This is a genomic window from Plantactinospora sp. WMMC1484, from assembly GCF_049315195.1.
Lineage (GTDB): Bacteria > Actinomycetota > Actinomycetes > Mycobacteriales > Micromonosporaceae > Plantactinospora.
In genome coordinates this window covers 1,521,470-1,535,222 of record NZ_CP186055.1, presented here as the reverse complement: position 1 = coordinate 1,535,222, position 13,753 = coordinate 1,521,470, and the positions used below count along the sequence as shown (strand labels likewise).

The following is a 13,753-nucleotide window of genomic DNA, read 5'->3' as shown; positions in this document are numbered from 1 at the left end:
GAGGTGATCCTCAACTGGCAGCTCACCATTGGCGTGCTCGGTGGCGCCGCCGTCGGGATGGGCCTGTTCCTGCTGGTTTGGGAGGCACTGCCGGCAACTCCGGCGCTCGGCCCGGCATTGCGCCGGCTGCACCAGCCGGCCGGGCTGACCCGGCCGTCCCGGGCTGCCGGCCCGAACCTCGAGTGGCTGGCCGGGGCGACCCGCTGGTTGCGCCCACCGCAGCGCCAGCTCGCGCTGATCGGCCAGTCACCCGAGCAGTACACGCTGTCGCTGCTGCTCTCCGGTCTGATCGGGTTGGCCACCCCGGCGGTGTCGACCGCGATCCTCTTCGTCGCCGGGATCCGGCTGCCGTTCGTGGTGCCGACCGTGGGTGCGCTCGGCTTCGCGCTGCTCTGCATACTGCTGGCGCATCGCAGCGTACTGGGAAAGGCGGCGCGGGCCCGGCGCGAGTTCCGGCAGGCGGTCTGTGCCTATCTGGACCTGGTCGCCCTGCAACTGTCGGCCGCGCACGGGCCGGTGCAGGCGTTGGAGCGGGCGGCCGAGGTCTGCGACGGCTGGGTCTTCGAGCGGATCCGGGAGGCGCTGCGGCTGGCCCAGTTGCAGATGCACTCACCCTGGGACGAGCTGCGGGAGCTGGCCGAGAAGATCGGCATCCCGGAACTCGGCGACGTCGGGGCGATCATGCAGTCCTCCGGCACCGAGGGCGCCCAGGTGCACGACTCGCTGCGGGGCCGGGCCGACTCGCTGCGCGACCAGATCCGGACCGACAACCTCGCCCGAGCCGAGGGGGTGACCAGCCGGCTCGACATCCCGGGGGCGCTGCTGGTCTTCGTCCTCGTCGGGTTCGTCCTCTATCCGTTCGTCGCCCGGATCTGACCTCGATCCACCGTCCACAGGAGGGAGACCGTGATGTCGATCATCGCCTACCTGCACGTCGCGCTCACCGTACGGATCGCCGAGCTTCGCCGTGCCGGTGAGCGGGACCGGGGCGACAGCCCGGTCCCGACCGCCGTCATCATCTTCGGCCTGGTGGCCGCCGCCCTGGCGGTCACGGTCGCCGTGTCGCAGAGCGTCGGGGACTGGATGGACGCCATCCCGGAGCCGGGCGGTGCCGAACCCGGCACGGCCCCGGAGTAAACCCGTGTCACGGCCGCGCCGGGCGGCCGGTGCGGAGTGGGACCGGGGCGCCAACCCGGTCGAGCTTGCCGTGCTGATGCCGGCCATCCTGATCCTGTTGCTCGCCTCGATCCAGGCCGCCGCCTGGTTCATCGCCCGCGCCACCGCCCTGAACGCGGCGCAGTCGGCGGTCAGCGCGCAGCGCGCGTACCAGGCCGAGCCCGGGGTGGGGCAGCAGCGCGCCGAGGACTTCCTCGACCGGGCGGGTGACTGGCTGGTCGGCTGGGAGGTCACGGTGACCGTTCCGGAGCCGGACGACACGCAGGTGAGTGCCACCGTCACCGGCGAGCCACTCCGGGTCGTACCGCTGATCTCGTTGCCGCCGATCAGCGAGACCGCGTTCGGGACCGTGGAGCGGTTCACCGACGAGGGGGCGCCGTGAGCGGCGGGCCGGGGACGCGGAGCCGGGACCGGGGGTCGGTCTCGGTGGAGACGGCGATCCTCGCCCCGGCCTTCCTCGCCCTGGTGGCGCTGGCCGGGGTCGCCGGCCGGACCGCCGTCGCGCACGAGGCGATCGAGGCCGCGGCGCACGACGCCGCCCGGGCCGCGTCGATCTCGCGTACGGCGGGCGACGGCCGGGACGCGGCGCGGGCGGCGGTGCAGAGCCGCCTCGAGGCGGAGGGGCTGTCCTGTTCGGACGATCCCGAGCTGACCTTCGCCGGTACGGTCAACGGGCGGCCGGCCGACTTCGACGACGCCTACGTCACCGGCCTCGGCACGGACGCCTCGGTGGTGGTGACGGTCACCTGCGACGTCTCCGTACGCGACCTGCGGATGCCGCTGTTGCCGAGCGCGCGGACGTACAGCACCGTCGAGGCGACCTTCGTCTCGCCCCTGGACCGCTACCGGAGCAGAAGCCTCGGGCTCGCCACCACCCGCCCCGCCCCGCCCCCCACCCCCGCCCCCACCCCCACCCCGCCCCCCACCCACCCCACGCCGCCCCCAACCCCCACGCCACCCCCCACCACGGACCGTGCCTGATGACCCCACCAAGGTGGGGCGTCGCGGAGATCTTGACGACTTGTTGTCGTTCCAGCAGCAACAGATCGTCAAGATCTACGGCGCCCTGCTGCCGGGATGGCGGGCGGGTGAGTCTTTTTCTCGCGGTGGCGCTGGTGGGTGTGCTGGCGATCATCGGGCTGGCGTACGACGGCGCCGGCCAGCTCCGCACCATGCAACGCGCCGACAATCTGGCCGCCGAGGCGGCGCGGGCCGGCGGCCAGGCGATCGACCTCGGGCAGTTGCTGGTCGACGGGACCACGCTGCTGGACGAGGCCGCCGCCCGGACGGCGGTCGACAACTACCTGGCGGGCGTCGAAGGCGTCACGGAATGGGACGTGGACTTCGCGCTCGCCGGGGACAACTCCACCCTGACGGTCAACCTCGAACTCGACTACGACACGGTCTTCCTCGACCTGTTCGGCTTCGCCGACAACATCACGGTGCCGGGTACGGCCACCGCGACACTCCTCACCACGACGAACCGCTGAATAGGGGGCATCGCCATGCCTGCATCCCGGGCGGCCCGCCGGGCCGGCCAGTTCTGCACCGGACTCGGGGCGTTGATCGTCCTGATCGGACTGCTCGTCGGGGCGCCCCTGGCGCTGCTGGCCCTGGCCGGCAATCCACTGCCGGACCACGTGCCCGGGCTGGACGAGATCGGTACCGCGCTGACCAGCCGCGACGACGGCCAGCTCTTCCTGCGGGCGCTGGCCGTCGTCGGCTGGGCGGGTTGGGCCACCTTCGCCCTCTCGGTGCTCGTCGAGATACCCGCCCGGGTCCTGCGCCGGCCAGCGATCCGGTTGCCCGGGCTCGGCCATCAGCAGCGTTGGGCCGCCGCCCTGGTCGGCTCGGTGGCGATGGTGCTGGCGTTCGGGCCGGCCGCCACCGCTGCCAGCGCGGCCAGCCCTGCCGGCGTGGGACACGTGGCTGGGGGTCGGCAGTTGACTGGGAACGGGCAGCTGGCTGGGGCGAGTTTGGTGGTCGGGGTGGGGCGGCCGGTCACCGCGGACGGGCCGGTCGGGCCGGGACCGGCTTCCGGACCGGCGCCGCACTGGCTGACCGGCGAGCCGGCCTCCGGACCGGCGCCGGAGTGGCTGACGGGCGAGCCGGCTTCCGGACCGGCGCCGGAGTGGCTGGTCGGGCCGCCGGACGAGAGAGGGACAGTGCCGGAGCCGGTCTACCGGGTGGAGCGGGGAGACTACCTGGGCCACATCGCCGGCCGGTACCTCGGTGACTTCGACCGCTATCCGGAGCTGGCCCGGCTCAACGAGATCCGCGACCCGGACCGCATCCGGCCGGGCCAACTGCTGCACCTGCCGCCGGCCGCCGAGGATCGGGGCGCCCGACAGCACGCCACCGGCCTGGTCGCGGTCCCGCCGCCGCCCGGCGGTTGGCCGGAGGCCGCACCCGCAGCTCCGGCGCCACAGGGCGAGCAACCGCCGGCACCACAACCGGCGCAGCCGCAGCCGCCGGCACCGCAGTCGGCACCGCAGTCGGCACCGCAATCGGCACCGCAGTCGGCGGTCGACCCGGGGCAGTCCGCCGATGCGCGGCAGCCGGCCGGCACGCCGCCCGCCCAGCCCTCCGGTAGCGCCGACGGGCGCGGCTCCTCCAGCGGTGCTGAGGGGCTCGGCCCCGCCAGCGGTACGGAGGGTGCCGGCGGCACGTACGCGGTCGGCGCGTCCCGGGCCGGAGCGGTGGAGGAGCTGAACCGGCCACTCGCGGTCTCCGCGGTGCTCGCGGTGGCCGGCATCGTCGGTGCGCAGATCGGGGCGGTCTTCGGGCTGCGTAACCGCTCCGCCCGCCGCCCATCGCTGCCCGGCGGTGGCCGGCACCGGTCGACCGGCCGGATGACCGGATGACCGCCGGATGACCGGATGACCGGATGACCGCCGGCTGACCGCTCCTGCGTCCTCAGCGTCAGGGCAGGCGGGTCTGTAGGACGCCGCCGATCACCCGGGTGGGCAGGACCTGCTGGTCGGTGCCGGCCGGGCCGTGCACCACCTCGCCGTTGTCGAGGTCGAAGGTGCTGCCGTGCCAGGGGCACCGCACACAGGTCCGCCCGTTCACGGTGGTCACCTCGCCGGCGCCGAGCGGGCCGCTCTGGTGGGCGCACCGCTCCAGCATGACGGTGACGTCGTCGCCGTCCCGGTAGACCACCACCGCGACGTCGTCGACCCGACGGGTGAGCAGCTCGTGTTGCGGCAGGGCGGACATGTCCGCCACCGCGTGCCAGCCATCCTCGATCAGCCGCAGTTCCGGAACGCCATGGTTGACACCCGCCCCCTGTTTGTAGGCGAGGTGCCCCCCGAGGAACCCGCCGCCGCCGACCGCCGTCAGGCCCACGAGGCCGAGGGCACGGCCGAGACCGTGCCGCCCGGTCAGCCGGGCGGCAAGTGAGCCGGCGTACATCGCCAGGCCGACTCCGTTGGCGAGCGCGTGCACCAGACCCACCCGCTGCTGTTCCCGGGAGAGCGAGGCCCAGTCGTTCCATCCGGCGACGATGGCCGGAACCGCGCTGGCGGTGCCGGCGGCCACCAGCGTGGTGGCGGCGCGCCGCTGACCGGGCATCAGGTCGAGGACGGCGCTGCTGACCCAGGCCCCGATGGGCAGCTGCACCAGCGCCGGGTGCAACGGATGCCCCAGCCCGACCCCGTGCAGGACGTCGCGGAGCCGCTGCGGTCGGATCGCCGCCGCAACCACCTGCTGGACGCGTTCCGACGTACGGTCCAGGCCGGTCGCCTGCTCGAGTCTGGTCAAAATGCCTCGCATCGGCGGTAACTTCCCGCCGCCGGGCCCGGGCAAACCTCCGCACCCCGCCAACACCAGGCCGATACGCCCGGACGGGTGGCGGCCATGCCCGGTGCGGGTGGCTGCCGTCCGGACGGGTGACCGGCATGGCCGGGGCCGGCCGGGGTAGACCGCCCGACATGCGGATCGCGATCACCGGAGCCACCGGCAACGTCGGCACCGCCTTGCTGCGCCGGTTGGCCGGCGAGCCGGACATCGAGGTGATCGGCATCGCGCGGCGCCGTCCGGCGCCGGAGGCGGGGCCGCCGTACGACCGGGTGCGCTGGCACGCCGCCGACCTCGGCGACCCGGCCTGCCTGCACCCGCTTGCGGAGGAGCTGGCCGGGGCGGACGCCGTGGTGCATCTGGCCTGGCAGGTCCAGCCCAGCCACCACCGGGCGCAGCTGCGCCGGGCCAATCTCAACGGCAGTCGGCACGTCGTCAACGCGATGCTCGCGGCCGGGGTGCCGAAGCTGGTCTACGCCTCCTCGGTCGGCACGTACGCGCCCGGGCCGACGGATGCTCGGGTGGACGAGAACTGGCCGGTCACCGGCATCGGGCGATCCGGCTACAGCGCCGACAAGGCGGCGGTGGAGGCGATGCTCACCGCCGCCGAGCGGGACTATCCGGTACTCCGGGTGACCCGACTACGCACGGCGCTGGTGCTCCAGCACGACGCCGGGGCCGAGATCACCCGGTATTTTCTCGGCCGGTTCGCCCCGGCCTCGCTGCTCCGCCCGGGGCGGCTGCCGGTGGTGCCCCGACATCCGGTGGTGCCGCGACACCGGCGGCTGCGCGTCCAGGTGGTGCACGCCGACGACGCCGCCGAAGCGTACCTGCGGGCGGTGCGCGGCGACCGGTCGGGAGCGTTCAACATCGCCGCCGAACCCGTGCTGGACGGGACGGTGGTCGCGGCGGAGCTGGGCGGCTGGGCGGCGCCGCTGCCGCTGGCCCTGCTGCGGCTGTTGAACCGGGCCGCCTGGCGGAGCCGGCTCGTCCCGGCCGACGAGCGCTGGCTGGAGATGGGGGCCGCCGTTCCGCTGATGGACTGCTCCCGGGCCGACCGCGAGCTGGGCTGGCGGCCTCGGCGGAACGCCCGGGAGGCGCTGCGCGATCTCGTTGCCGGGATCGCCGCCGGTGCGGGGACCGGCGGCCCGCCGCTGCGGCCGGGTCGCGAGACCCCCGACCGGCGGGCGGCCTGACCGGCCCGGACGGCGTGACCCGGCCCGGACGGCGTGACCTTTCGGCGGGTACGCCCCCGGGCCGACAACTCGGGCTGGCACAGTGGACACCATGGATCGGATTCGGGTGCAGGAGTGGATCGATGGATACGAGCGGGCCTGGCGTACGCCGGGCACCGAGACGCTCTCGACGCTCTTCACCTCCGACGCGACCTACCTGCAGGGCCCCTACCGCGAGCCGGTGGTGGGGCTGCGGGACATCTGCACGATGTGGGAGGCCGAACGGGACGGCCACAACGAGGAGTTCGGGATGAGCAGTGAGATCATCGCGGTGGACGGCGACGTGGCGGTGGCCCGGCTCGAGGTCCGGTACGGCACCGGCCAGGAGTTCCGGGACCTGTGGCTCATGACGTTCGCGGGGGACGGCCGGTGCGCCGCGTTCGAGGAGTGGCCCTTCTCGCCGCCGGCCTGACCCGTCTCATCGCAAGCGACGGACGGCGGGGACAAGGAGACGGCCCGGAGAGGCGGTTCGGCGATGGGCGGCGGTGGGCCGGTGGCGACCGGCGGAAGCGGTGCCGGTGGTGGGCCGGTGGCGACCGGCGGAAGCGGCGCCGGTGGTGGGCAACTGGCTCCCGGGGACGCGGTGACGATCCATCTGGTCAAGGCGCCCCGGCCGGATCTCCACTACCCCGCGTCGGTGCTGGCCGACGACGGCATCCACCTGGTCGTCCGCGCACCGTGGGGCAAGGCGGCGGTCCGGGACATGGGTTTCGTCCGCTTCGAACCGGGTGACGTCTGGATCGAGCACTACTGGCGGGACCGGTGGTATTCGGTCAAGGAGGTATACGACGCCGGCGGCGCGCGGAAGGGCTGGTACTGCGACGTGACCCGGCCGGCCACCGTCACCGGCCGGGTGGTCGTGGTGCCGGACCTGGACCTCGACCTGTGGACGTCCGCGGACCGGAGTCAGGTGCTCCGGCTCGACGAGGACGAGTTCCTCGCCAGCGGCCTGGCGGAACGCGACCCGGAGGCGGCGGCCCGGGCCAGGCAGGCCCTCGACGAACTCGCCGCGCTCGCCGCCGAGGGCTTCGGCCCGCTCACCCGGCCGTGACCGATCAGGGAGTGGTCAGGGGGTGCGCGCGCCGATCCGGACGGGCATCCTGATCCGGTGGGCGTACGAGTTGAGGAAAGCGGCCCGGTGCAGACGATCGTGCTGTCCCGTCCAGAGAGCCGGAACGCGGTGGACGGCCCGACCGCGAGGGCCCTGGCGGACGCCTTCCGGACCTTCGACGCCGACCGGCACGCCTCGGTGGCGGTGCTCTGGGGCGAGGGCGGCACGTTCTGCTCCGGCGCCGACCTGAAGGCGATCACCACCCCGAGCGGCAACCGGGTCGAGCCGGACGGCGACGGCCCGATGGGCCCGACCCGGATGCGTCTCGGCAAACCGGTGATCGCCGCCGTCGCCGGGTACGCCGTCGCGGGCGGGTTGGAGCTGGCGCTCTGGTGCGACCTGCGGGTCGCCGAGTCCGACGCGGTTTTCGGGGTCTTCAGCCGGCGCTGGGGCGTACCGCTGATCGACGGAGGCACCGTCCGGCTGGCCCGGCTGATCGGGCAGAGCCGGGCGATGGACCTGATCCTCACCGGCCGCCCGGTGCCGGCCGCCGAGGCGTACGAGATGGGGTTGGTCAACCGGCTCGTCGGGCCGGGCGAGTCGCGGGCCGCTGCCGAGGCGCTGGCCGCCGAGATCGCCGCCTTCCCGCAGACCTGCCTGCGCAACGACCGGCTCTCCACGCTGGCCGCCGCCGGCCGGACCGAGGAGGAGGCGATGCGCACCGAGCTGGCGTACGGGATGAACTCGCTCGCCGTCGACGCGACCGAGGGGGTGGCCCGGTTCACCTCGGGCGCGGGCCGCCACGGCTCCTACCAGCCCTCCCGTCCCCCATAGGGGGCCGTCGTCCCCGGCGTCGGGCCGCTGCCCGGGCGCGGGCCGACGCCGGGGACGTTTCAGGCCGGCAGCGACGGGAGCGGCAGCGGCAGTGCGGGCAGGCCGTCGAGGCTGGTGCCGACGTGGTCCTTCCGCTCACAGTATGCCGCGAACTCCTCGTCGGTCTTCCGGCCGAAGTAGTCGGTGTGCAGCGCCCGCTCCTCCCGGTAGTCCAGCAACGGGACCGCGTAGCCGCAGCTGTCGCTGATCCGGCGCGCACTGACCACGACGATCGCCCGCTGCCCCGGCGCGCCGTCCTGCTGTGGGAAGTGCCGGACGAGCTCCGGCCACCGGGGGTCGTCCCGGAAGACCGCCTCGCCCCGGCCGTGCACCCGGACGATGGTCGGCGGGCCATCGAAGGCGCACCACATCAGGGTTATCCGGCCGTTCTCCCGCAGGTGCGCGACGGTCTCCGCGCCGCTGCCACCGAAGTCGAGATATGCCACGGTCTGCTCGTCGAGCACCGCGAGCGAGCCGGCGAGCCCCTTCGGCGAGACGTTGACGTGTCCGTCGGCACCGAGCGGCGCCGTCGCCACGAAGAAGACCTTCTGGTTCTCGATGAAGCTCCGCAGCCTGCCGTCGATCCGGTCGTAGGTCTTGCCCATGCGCATCCTCCCCCATCCGCCGAGCCGCCGAACCCGCCGGGCCGCCGCCGGGTCAGCGTGGTTAGGAAGGGACCCTTCCTATACAAAAAACGATAACGGGGGGCCCTGCCTTGCGTGGGTCCGCCGGCGGCGGGGTCGGCGTCCCCGCCGCCGGCGTCACCACCGCGGCACCGGTGAGATCGGCGTACTCACCGGCGCCGGCGGCCACCTCGCGGAGCGCGGTGGCTCGCCACCGGCTCGCGCACCGTCAGCCCTGCTCGGCGGTACGCATCCAGACGGCGGTGTCGGAGGGCAGCAGATTACCGTCCACCGGCCGGCTGGCCAGTAGGCGGCTCTGGTGCGGCGGGAGCGGCACGGGTGTGCCGGAGAGGTTCACCACGCAGGCGAACCCGGGATCCCGGGCGAAGGCCAGGACGCCGTCCGGCGCCGGCAGCCAGCGCAGTGTCCCGTCGCCGAGGGCCGGCAGGCCGCGCCGGATCCGGATCGCCTCGCGGTAGAGCTCCAGCATGGAGTGCGGGTCGCTGGTCTGTGCCTGTACGGTCTGGTCCTTCCAGGCGGCCGGTTGGGGCAGCCAGGGTGCGGCGGTGGCGCCGTCGGGGCTGAACCCGAACGGTGCCGTGTCGCCGGACCAGGGCAGCGGCACCCGGCAGCCGTCGCGTCCGGGGTCGACGAATCCGGAACGCGGGAACATCGGGTCCTGGCGCAGAGCCGGCGGGATGTCCTCGACCTCCCAGAGCCCCAGCTCCTCGCCCTGATAGACGTAGGCGGCGCCGGGGAGGGCGAGGGAGAGCAGGGCGGCGGCCCGGGCCCGCACCGTACCCAGTTCCAGGTCGGTGTAGGTGCCCTCCCGCTTGCTGGCGAAGCTGAACGTGGTGTCCGTCCGGCCGTACCGGGTCACGATCCGGGTCACGTCGTGGTTGGAGAGCACCCAGGTGGCCGGGGCGTCGATCGCGGCGTGCTCGGCCAGCGTCCCGTCGATGCTCTCCCGCAGCTTGGCCGCGTCCCAGGCGCAGCTGAGGAAGTCGAAGTTGAACGCGGTGTGCAGCTCGTCCGGTCGGAGGTAGTTGGTGAACCGCTGCCGGTCCGGCAGCCACACCTCGCCGATCAGGGCACGGGGCTCGGGATAGCTGTCGGCGATCCGTCGCCAGCTCCGGTAGATGTCGTGCACCCCGTCCAGGTCGTGGAACGGGTGCGGCGCCCCCTCCACCACCTCGGGCAGGGTGGCGTCCTTGAGCAGCAGCGCCGCCGAGTCGATCCGGATGCCGTCCACTCCCCGGTCGAACCAGAACCGGAGGATCTCCTCGAACTCGGCGCGTACCCGGGGGTGGTCCCAGTTGAAGTCCGGCTGCTCGGCGGCGAAGAGGTGCAGGTACCAGTCGCCCGGGGTGCCGTCCGGGTTGGTGGTCCGGGTCCAGGTCTGGCCACCGAACTCGCCGACCCAGTCGGTCGGCGGCCGGTCCCCGTCCGGGCCGCGGCCGGGGCGGAACCAGAACAACTCCCGCTCCGGCGCGCCGGGACCGCCGGCCAGCGCGGCCTGGAACCACGGGTGCCGGTCGGAGCAGTGGTTCGGCACCAGGTCGGCGATGATCCTCAGGCCCTGCCGGTGCGCCTCGGCGATCAGCTCCTCCAGCTCGGCGAGGGTGCCGAAGACCGGCTCCACCGAGCGGAAGTCGGAGACGTCGTAGCCGGCGTCGGCCATCGGGGACGGATACCAGGGACCGAACCAGATGGCGTCGACGCCCAGCCCGGACAGGTAGTCCAGCCGGGTGCGGATGCCGGCGAGGTCGCCGATGCCGTCGCCGTTGCCGTCGGCGAAGCTGCGCGGGTAGACCTGGTAGATCACCGCGTCTCGCCACCACGGGCGGCTGTCTGAACTGGACACGAGTACCTGCTCTCTGGATCGGCCCGCCGACCGCCGGTGTGTGCCACGTTTCGTGGCGATGACGATACAAACTCGCGTACGCCACCGCAATAATCCGACAGAAGTCTGAAAGATAGCGACTACCCTGCCTGCGAAGCTGGGCAGGCCAAAGCGCCCCTGGACAGGGGAGGCACGCCGGGGCAGTGGTTGCCGGGAATCAGTGGCCGGGGGCCGGGGCGGTGGAGCCGCGTACCACCAGTTCGGGTTCGAAGAGCAGCTCGTCGGTGAGCACCCCGACCCCGTCGATCTGGTTCACCAGCAGGTCCACCGCGGCCTGGCCCATCGTCTCGATCGGCTGCCGGACCGTGGTCAGCGGCGGATCGGTGCAGGTCATCAGCGCCGAGTCGTCGAAGCCGACCACCGAGATGTCGGCCGGTACGGCGCGACCCAGCCGGCGGGCAGCCCGGATGGTGCCGAGCGCCATCACGTCGCTGGCGCAGATGATCCCGGTCACGCCGCGCTCGATCAGTTTGCTCGCCGCGACCCGGGCCCCCTCCATGGAGAAGCTGGAGCGCTCGACGCACTCCTCGTCCTCGGCCCAGCCGGCGATCTTCGCCATCGCGGCCAACTTCCGCCGGGACGGCACGTGGTCGGCCGGACCCAGCACCAGCCCGACCCGCTCGTGCCCGAGCGACCGAAGGTGCCCGTACGCCTGCTCGACCGCGACCGCGTCGTCCGTGGAGACGCAGGGGAAGCCGAGCTCGTCCACGCCGGCGTTGACCAGTACGACCGGCAGGCCCCGGTCGGTGAGCCGCCGGTAGTGGTCGTGCGGGGCGTCGGCCAACGCGTACGAGCCACCGGCGAAGATCACCCCGGAGACCTGGTGGTCGAGCAGCATCTCCACGTAGTCCGGTTCGGAGATCCCGCCGATCGTACGGGCGCAGAGCGCCGGGGTGAGCCCGCGCTGGGCGAGCGAACCGGTGACCACCTCGGCCAGGGCCGGGAAGATCGGGTTCTGCAACTCCGGGAGGACGAGCCCGACCAGCCGGGCCCGTTCGCCGCGCAGCTTGCTGGGGCGCTCGTAGCCGAGCACGTCCAGGGCGGTGAGTACGGCGACCCGGGTGCTCTCCGAGACACCGCCCCGGCCGTTGAGCACCCGGCTCACCGTGGCCTCGCTGACCCCGGCCTTCCGGGCCACCTCGGTGAGTCTTCTGGTCACGGCCGAGATCGTACGTCAGCCGGCTGCAAAAACCGAACCATCGTCAGCCGTGACCGGGCGGCCGGACGCCAGTGCCGCCGCACCGTTTCCGCGCTCACGACGCACCGTTGCGCGAGCGCGGCAACGGGTCGCACGGTCACGACAGCAGGTCCCGGACGGCCGTCTCGATGGCGCGGTGGAAGGTGGGATAGGCGTAGATCATTCCGGCAAGGGTGGTCACCGGCACCTCGGCGTGCACCGCGACCGCCAGGGCGCTCAGCACCTCGCCGCCGGCCGGACCGGCCGAGGTGGCGCCGAGCAGCACGCCCCGCTCCGCGTCACCGACCAGCTTGACGAAGCCCTCACCGCCCACCCCGTGGATCCAGCCCCGGCTGGAGTCGGAGAGCGGAGTGAAGCCGATCCGCACGTCGTAGCCCTGCTCCCGGGCCTGCCGCTCGGTGAGCCCGACCGCGCCCACCTCGGGATCGGTGAAGGTCACCCGGGGCAGCGCGCGGTAGTCCGCCCGCCGCCCGTCACCGGCCGAGCCGCCGCCCGCGCCACCCGCCGCAGCGTCGCCCGCGCCGGCGCAGCGCAGGATGTCGTCGATCGCGATCGCCGCCTGATACATCGCGACGTGGGTGAAGGCGCCGTGCCCGGTCGGATCGCCGACCGCCCAGATCCCGTCGGCGACCCGCATCCGGTCGTCGGTCTCCAGGAACCGCGTGGTCGGGTCCAGCCCGACCGTCTCCAGGCCGAGCCCGTCGAGGGCGGCCCGCCGGCCGGTCGCCACCAGCAGCCGTTCGCCGTGCAGGCGGGCGCCGTCGGTCAGGTGCAGGGTGAAGCCGTTGCCGTCGTGCTCCACCCGCTCGGCACGGGCTCCGGTGTGCACCGTCACCCCGTCCGCGCGCAACGCCGCGGCGACCAGCTCCGACGACTCCGGCTCCTCCATCGCGAGTACCCGCCCGCCCGCCTCGACCATGCCGACCCGCACACCAAACCGGGCGAAGACCTGGGCCAGCTCGGCGCCGATCGCCCCGCCACCCAGCACCACCAGCGACTCGGGCAGCTCGGCCAGCTCCATCGCTTCCCGGTTGGTCCAGTACGGCGTGCCTTCCAGCCCGGGCAGCGGCGGGATCACCGGCGTACTGCCGGTCCCCAGCACCACGCCGATCCGGGCCCGGTAGAGCTCGTCACCGACCTGGACCAGACCGGGGCCGACCAGCCGGCCGCTGCCCCGGACGAACCGGCCGCCCTTGGCGGTGAACCGTTCGACCCCGGCGTCGTCGGTCCAGCCGGCGGTGGCCTCCTCGCGGATCCGCTTGGCCACCGTGCTCCAGTCCGGCTCGACCGTGGCCCGGCCGGCCACCTGGTCGACCCGGCGCGCCTCGGCGAGCGCGTTGGCCGCCCGGATCATCATCTTGCTCGGCACGCACCCCCAGAACGGGCACTCGCCGCCGACCAGGTCGCGTTCGATGCCGACGACCGAGAGGCCGGCGGCGGCGAGCCGGCCAGCCGCCTCCTCGCCGCCCACGCCGAGCCCGACCACCACCACGTCGACGTCCGCCGTCACGTCCGGTCCCACCGGTCCGTCGGCGGGCGCGCCGCCGTCACCGGCCACGCGCATCCGTTCCTGTTCAGCCATACCGCCAGCTTTCCCGATCCGCCTCGGGGCGACCAGGCGGACCGCCGGGGCGTGCGGGGTCGGCTCCCGGTCCGGACGCCCCCGGAATGACCCTGATCGGTGCTCCGAAAGGTTCGAATCATACTATCTCGCACAAGGTCTCACGACTCTGTCCACTATCTGCGGTAGCTAGGTCGTGTCTTTTCAAAACACAATCGAGATCTTGCGGAAATGAGTCGGTCTCGCTACAGTGACCCCACTCACACACTCGACGCCACGCAGCTCCAGGGCCTGGTCACCCAACGGATCGGCAGAGGTCATGGAGACTCCCCGTT

General features: G+C 73.4%; 15 protein-coding genes. 10 read left to right on the top strand and 5 right to left on the bottom strand.

What is annotated here, in order from left to right; all coding sequences use genetic code 11:
- The first annotated feature begins 6 nt into the window (after positions 1-6).
- The 6 genes from ACN28C_RS06770 (at position 7) to ACN28C_RS06745 (ending at position 4,040) form a co-directional block, all read left to right on the top strand.
- Positions 7-876: a type II secretion system F family protein gene (locus ACN28C_RS06770; protein ID WP_422774557.1), complete on the top strand. Its 870-nt coding sequence runs from the start codon at positions 7-9 to the stop codon at positions 874-876.
- 33 nt (positions 877-909) lie between these two features.
- Positions 910-1,137: a hypothetical protein gene (locus ACN28C_RS06765; RefSeq protein WP_422772695.1), complete on the top strand. Its 228-nt coding sequence runs from the start codon at positions 910-912 to the stop codon at positions 1,135-1,137.
- A gap of 4 nt (positions 1,138-1,141) precedes the next feature.
- Entirely contained in the window at positions 1,142-1,558 is a 417-nt protein-coding gene (locus ACN28C_RS06760; RefSeq protein WP_422772694.1) for a TadE/TadG family type IV pilus assembly protein, read from the top strand.
- Complete coding sequence (locus ACN28C_RS06755) at positions 1,555-2,157, top strand: TadE/TadG family type IV pilus assembly protein (RefSeq protein ID WP_422772693.1); 603 nt, start codon at positions 1,555-1,557, stop codon at positions 2,155-2,157. Before ACN28C_RS06760 ends, ACN28C_RS06755 begins: the two co-directional genes overlap by 4 nt.
- Positions 2,158-2,264: 107 nt before the next feature.
- A complete protein-coding gene (locus ACN28C_RS06750; protein ID WP_422772692.1) occupies positions 2,265-2,666 on the top strand; it encodes a pilus assembly protein TadG-related protein in 402 nt (133 codons plus the stop codon).
- A 9-nt stretch (positions 2,667-2,675) separates the two neighbouring features.
- Positions 2,676-4,040 (top strand): LysM peptidoglycan-binding domain-containing protein, encoded by a 1,365-nt coding sequence (locus ACN28C_RS06745; RefSeq protein WP_422774556.1) that lies wholly within the window; start codon positions 2,676-2,678, stop codon positions 4,038-4,040.
- A gap of 58 nt (positions 4,041-4,098) precedes the next feature.
- Here the strand turns inward: ACN28C_RS06745 and ACN28C_RS06740 are convergent, their stop codons facing one another.
- On the bottom strand, positions 4,099-4,950 hold the full coding sequence (locus ACN28C_RS06740) for a Rieske 2Fe-2S domain-containing protein (RefSeq protein ID WP_422772691.1): 852 nt from the start codon (positions 4,948-4,950) through the stop codon (positions 4,099-4,101).
- A gap of 158 nt (positions 4,951-5,108) precedes the next feature.
- Between ACN28C_RS06740 and ACN28C_RS06735 the strand changes: the two genes are divergently transcribed.
- The 4 genes from ACN28C_RS06735 (at position 5,109) to ACN28C_RS06720 (ending at position 8,094) form a co-directional block, all read left to right on the top strand.
- On the top strand, positions 5,109-6,170 hold the full coding sequence (locus ACN28C_RS06735; protein WP_422772690.1) for an NAD-dependent epimerase/dehydratase family protein: 1,062 nt from the start codon (positions 5,109-5,111) through the stop codon (positions 6,168-6,170).
- Positions 6,171-6,261: 91 nt separating this feature from the next.
- Complete coding sequence (locus tag ACN28C_RS06730; RefSeq protein ID WP_422772689.1) at positions 6,262-6,621, top strand: nuclear transport factor 2 family protein; 360 nt, start codon at positions 6,262-6,264, stop codon at positions 6,619-6,621.
- Between the two features lie 81 nt (positions 6,622-6,702).
- Positions 6,703-7,260 (top strand): DUF402 domain-containing protein, encoded by a 558-nt coding sequence (locus ACN28C_RS06725; RefSeq protein ID WP_422772688.1) that lies wholly within the window; start codon positions 6,703-6,705, stop codon positions 7,258-7,260.
- Between the two features lie 57 nt (positions 7,261-7,317).
- A complete protein-coding gene (locus ACN28C_RS06720) occupies positions 7,318-8,094 on the top strand; it encodes a crotonase/enoyl-CoA hydratase family protein (protein WP_422772687.1) in 777 nt (258 codons plus the stop codon).
- 59 nt (positions 8,095-8,153) lie between these two features.
- On the opposite strand, the gene ACN28C_RS06715 is transcribed toward ACN28C_RS06720, so the two are convergent.
- The 4 genes from ACN28C_RS06715 to ACN28C_RS06700 form a co-directional block, all read right to left on the bottom strand.
- Positions 8,154-8,738 carry a pyridoxamine 5'-phosphate oxidase family protein gene (locus ACN28C_RS06715; RefSeq protein WP_422772686.1) on the bottom strand — a complete coding sequence of 195 codons (585 nt, stop codon included), beginning with the start codon at positions 8,736-8,738 and terminating at the stop codon, positions 8,154-8,156.
- A 247-nt stretch (positions 8,739-8,985) separates the two neighbouring features.
- On the bottom strand, positions 8,986-10,620 hold the full coding sequence (locus ACN28C_RS06710; RefSeq protein ID WP_422772685.1) for an alpha-amylase family glycosyl hydrolase: 1,635 nt from the start codon (positions 10,618-10,620) through the stop codon (positions 8,986-8,988).
- A 196-nt stretch (positions 10,621-10,816) separates the two neighbouring features.
- On the bottom strand, positions 10,817-11,818 hold the full coding sequence (locus ACN28C_RS06705; protein ID WP_422772684.1) for a LacI family DNA-binding transcriptional regulator: 1,002 nt from the start codon (positions 11,816-11,818) through the stop codon (positions 10,817-10,819).
- Between the two features lie 136 nt (positions 11,819-11,954).
- On the bottom strand, positions 11,955-13,439 hold the full coding sequence (locus ACN28C_RS06700; RefSeq protein ID WP_422772683.1) for a dihydrolipoyl dehydrogenase family protein: 1,485 nt from the start codon (positions 13,437-13,439) through the stop codon (positions 11,955-11,957).
- Positions 13,440-13,753: the final 314 nt, after the last annotated feature.

Bases quoted from the DNA above. Each gene is read 5' to 3' on its own strand.
- ACN28C_RS06765 (WP_422772695.1), top strand. From the start codon at position 910: ATGTCGATCATCGCCTACCTGCACGTCGCGCTCACCGTACGGATCGCC.
- ACN28C_RS06740 (WP_422772691.1), bottom strand. From the start codon at position 4,950: ATGCGAGGCATTTTGACCAGACTCGAGCAGGCGACCGGCCTGGACCGT.
- ACN28C_RS06735 (WP_422772690.1), top strand. From the start codon at position 5,109: ATGCGGATCGCGATCACCGGAGCCACCGGCAACGTCGGCACCGCCTTG.
- ACN28C_RS06730 (WP_422772689.1), top strand. From the start codon at position 6,262: ATGGATCGGATTCGGGTGCAGGAGTGGATCGATGGATACGAGCGGGCC.
- ACN28C_RS06715 (WP_422772686.1), bottom strand. From the start codon at position 8,738: ATGGGCAAGACCTACGACCGGATCGACGGCAGGCTGCGGAGCTTCATC.
- ACN28C_RS06700 (WP_422772683.1), bottom strand. From the start codon at position 13,439: ATGGCTGAACAGGAACGGATGCGCGTGGCCGGTGACGGCGGCGCGCCC.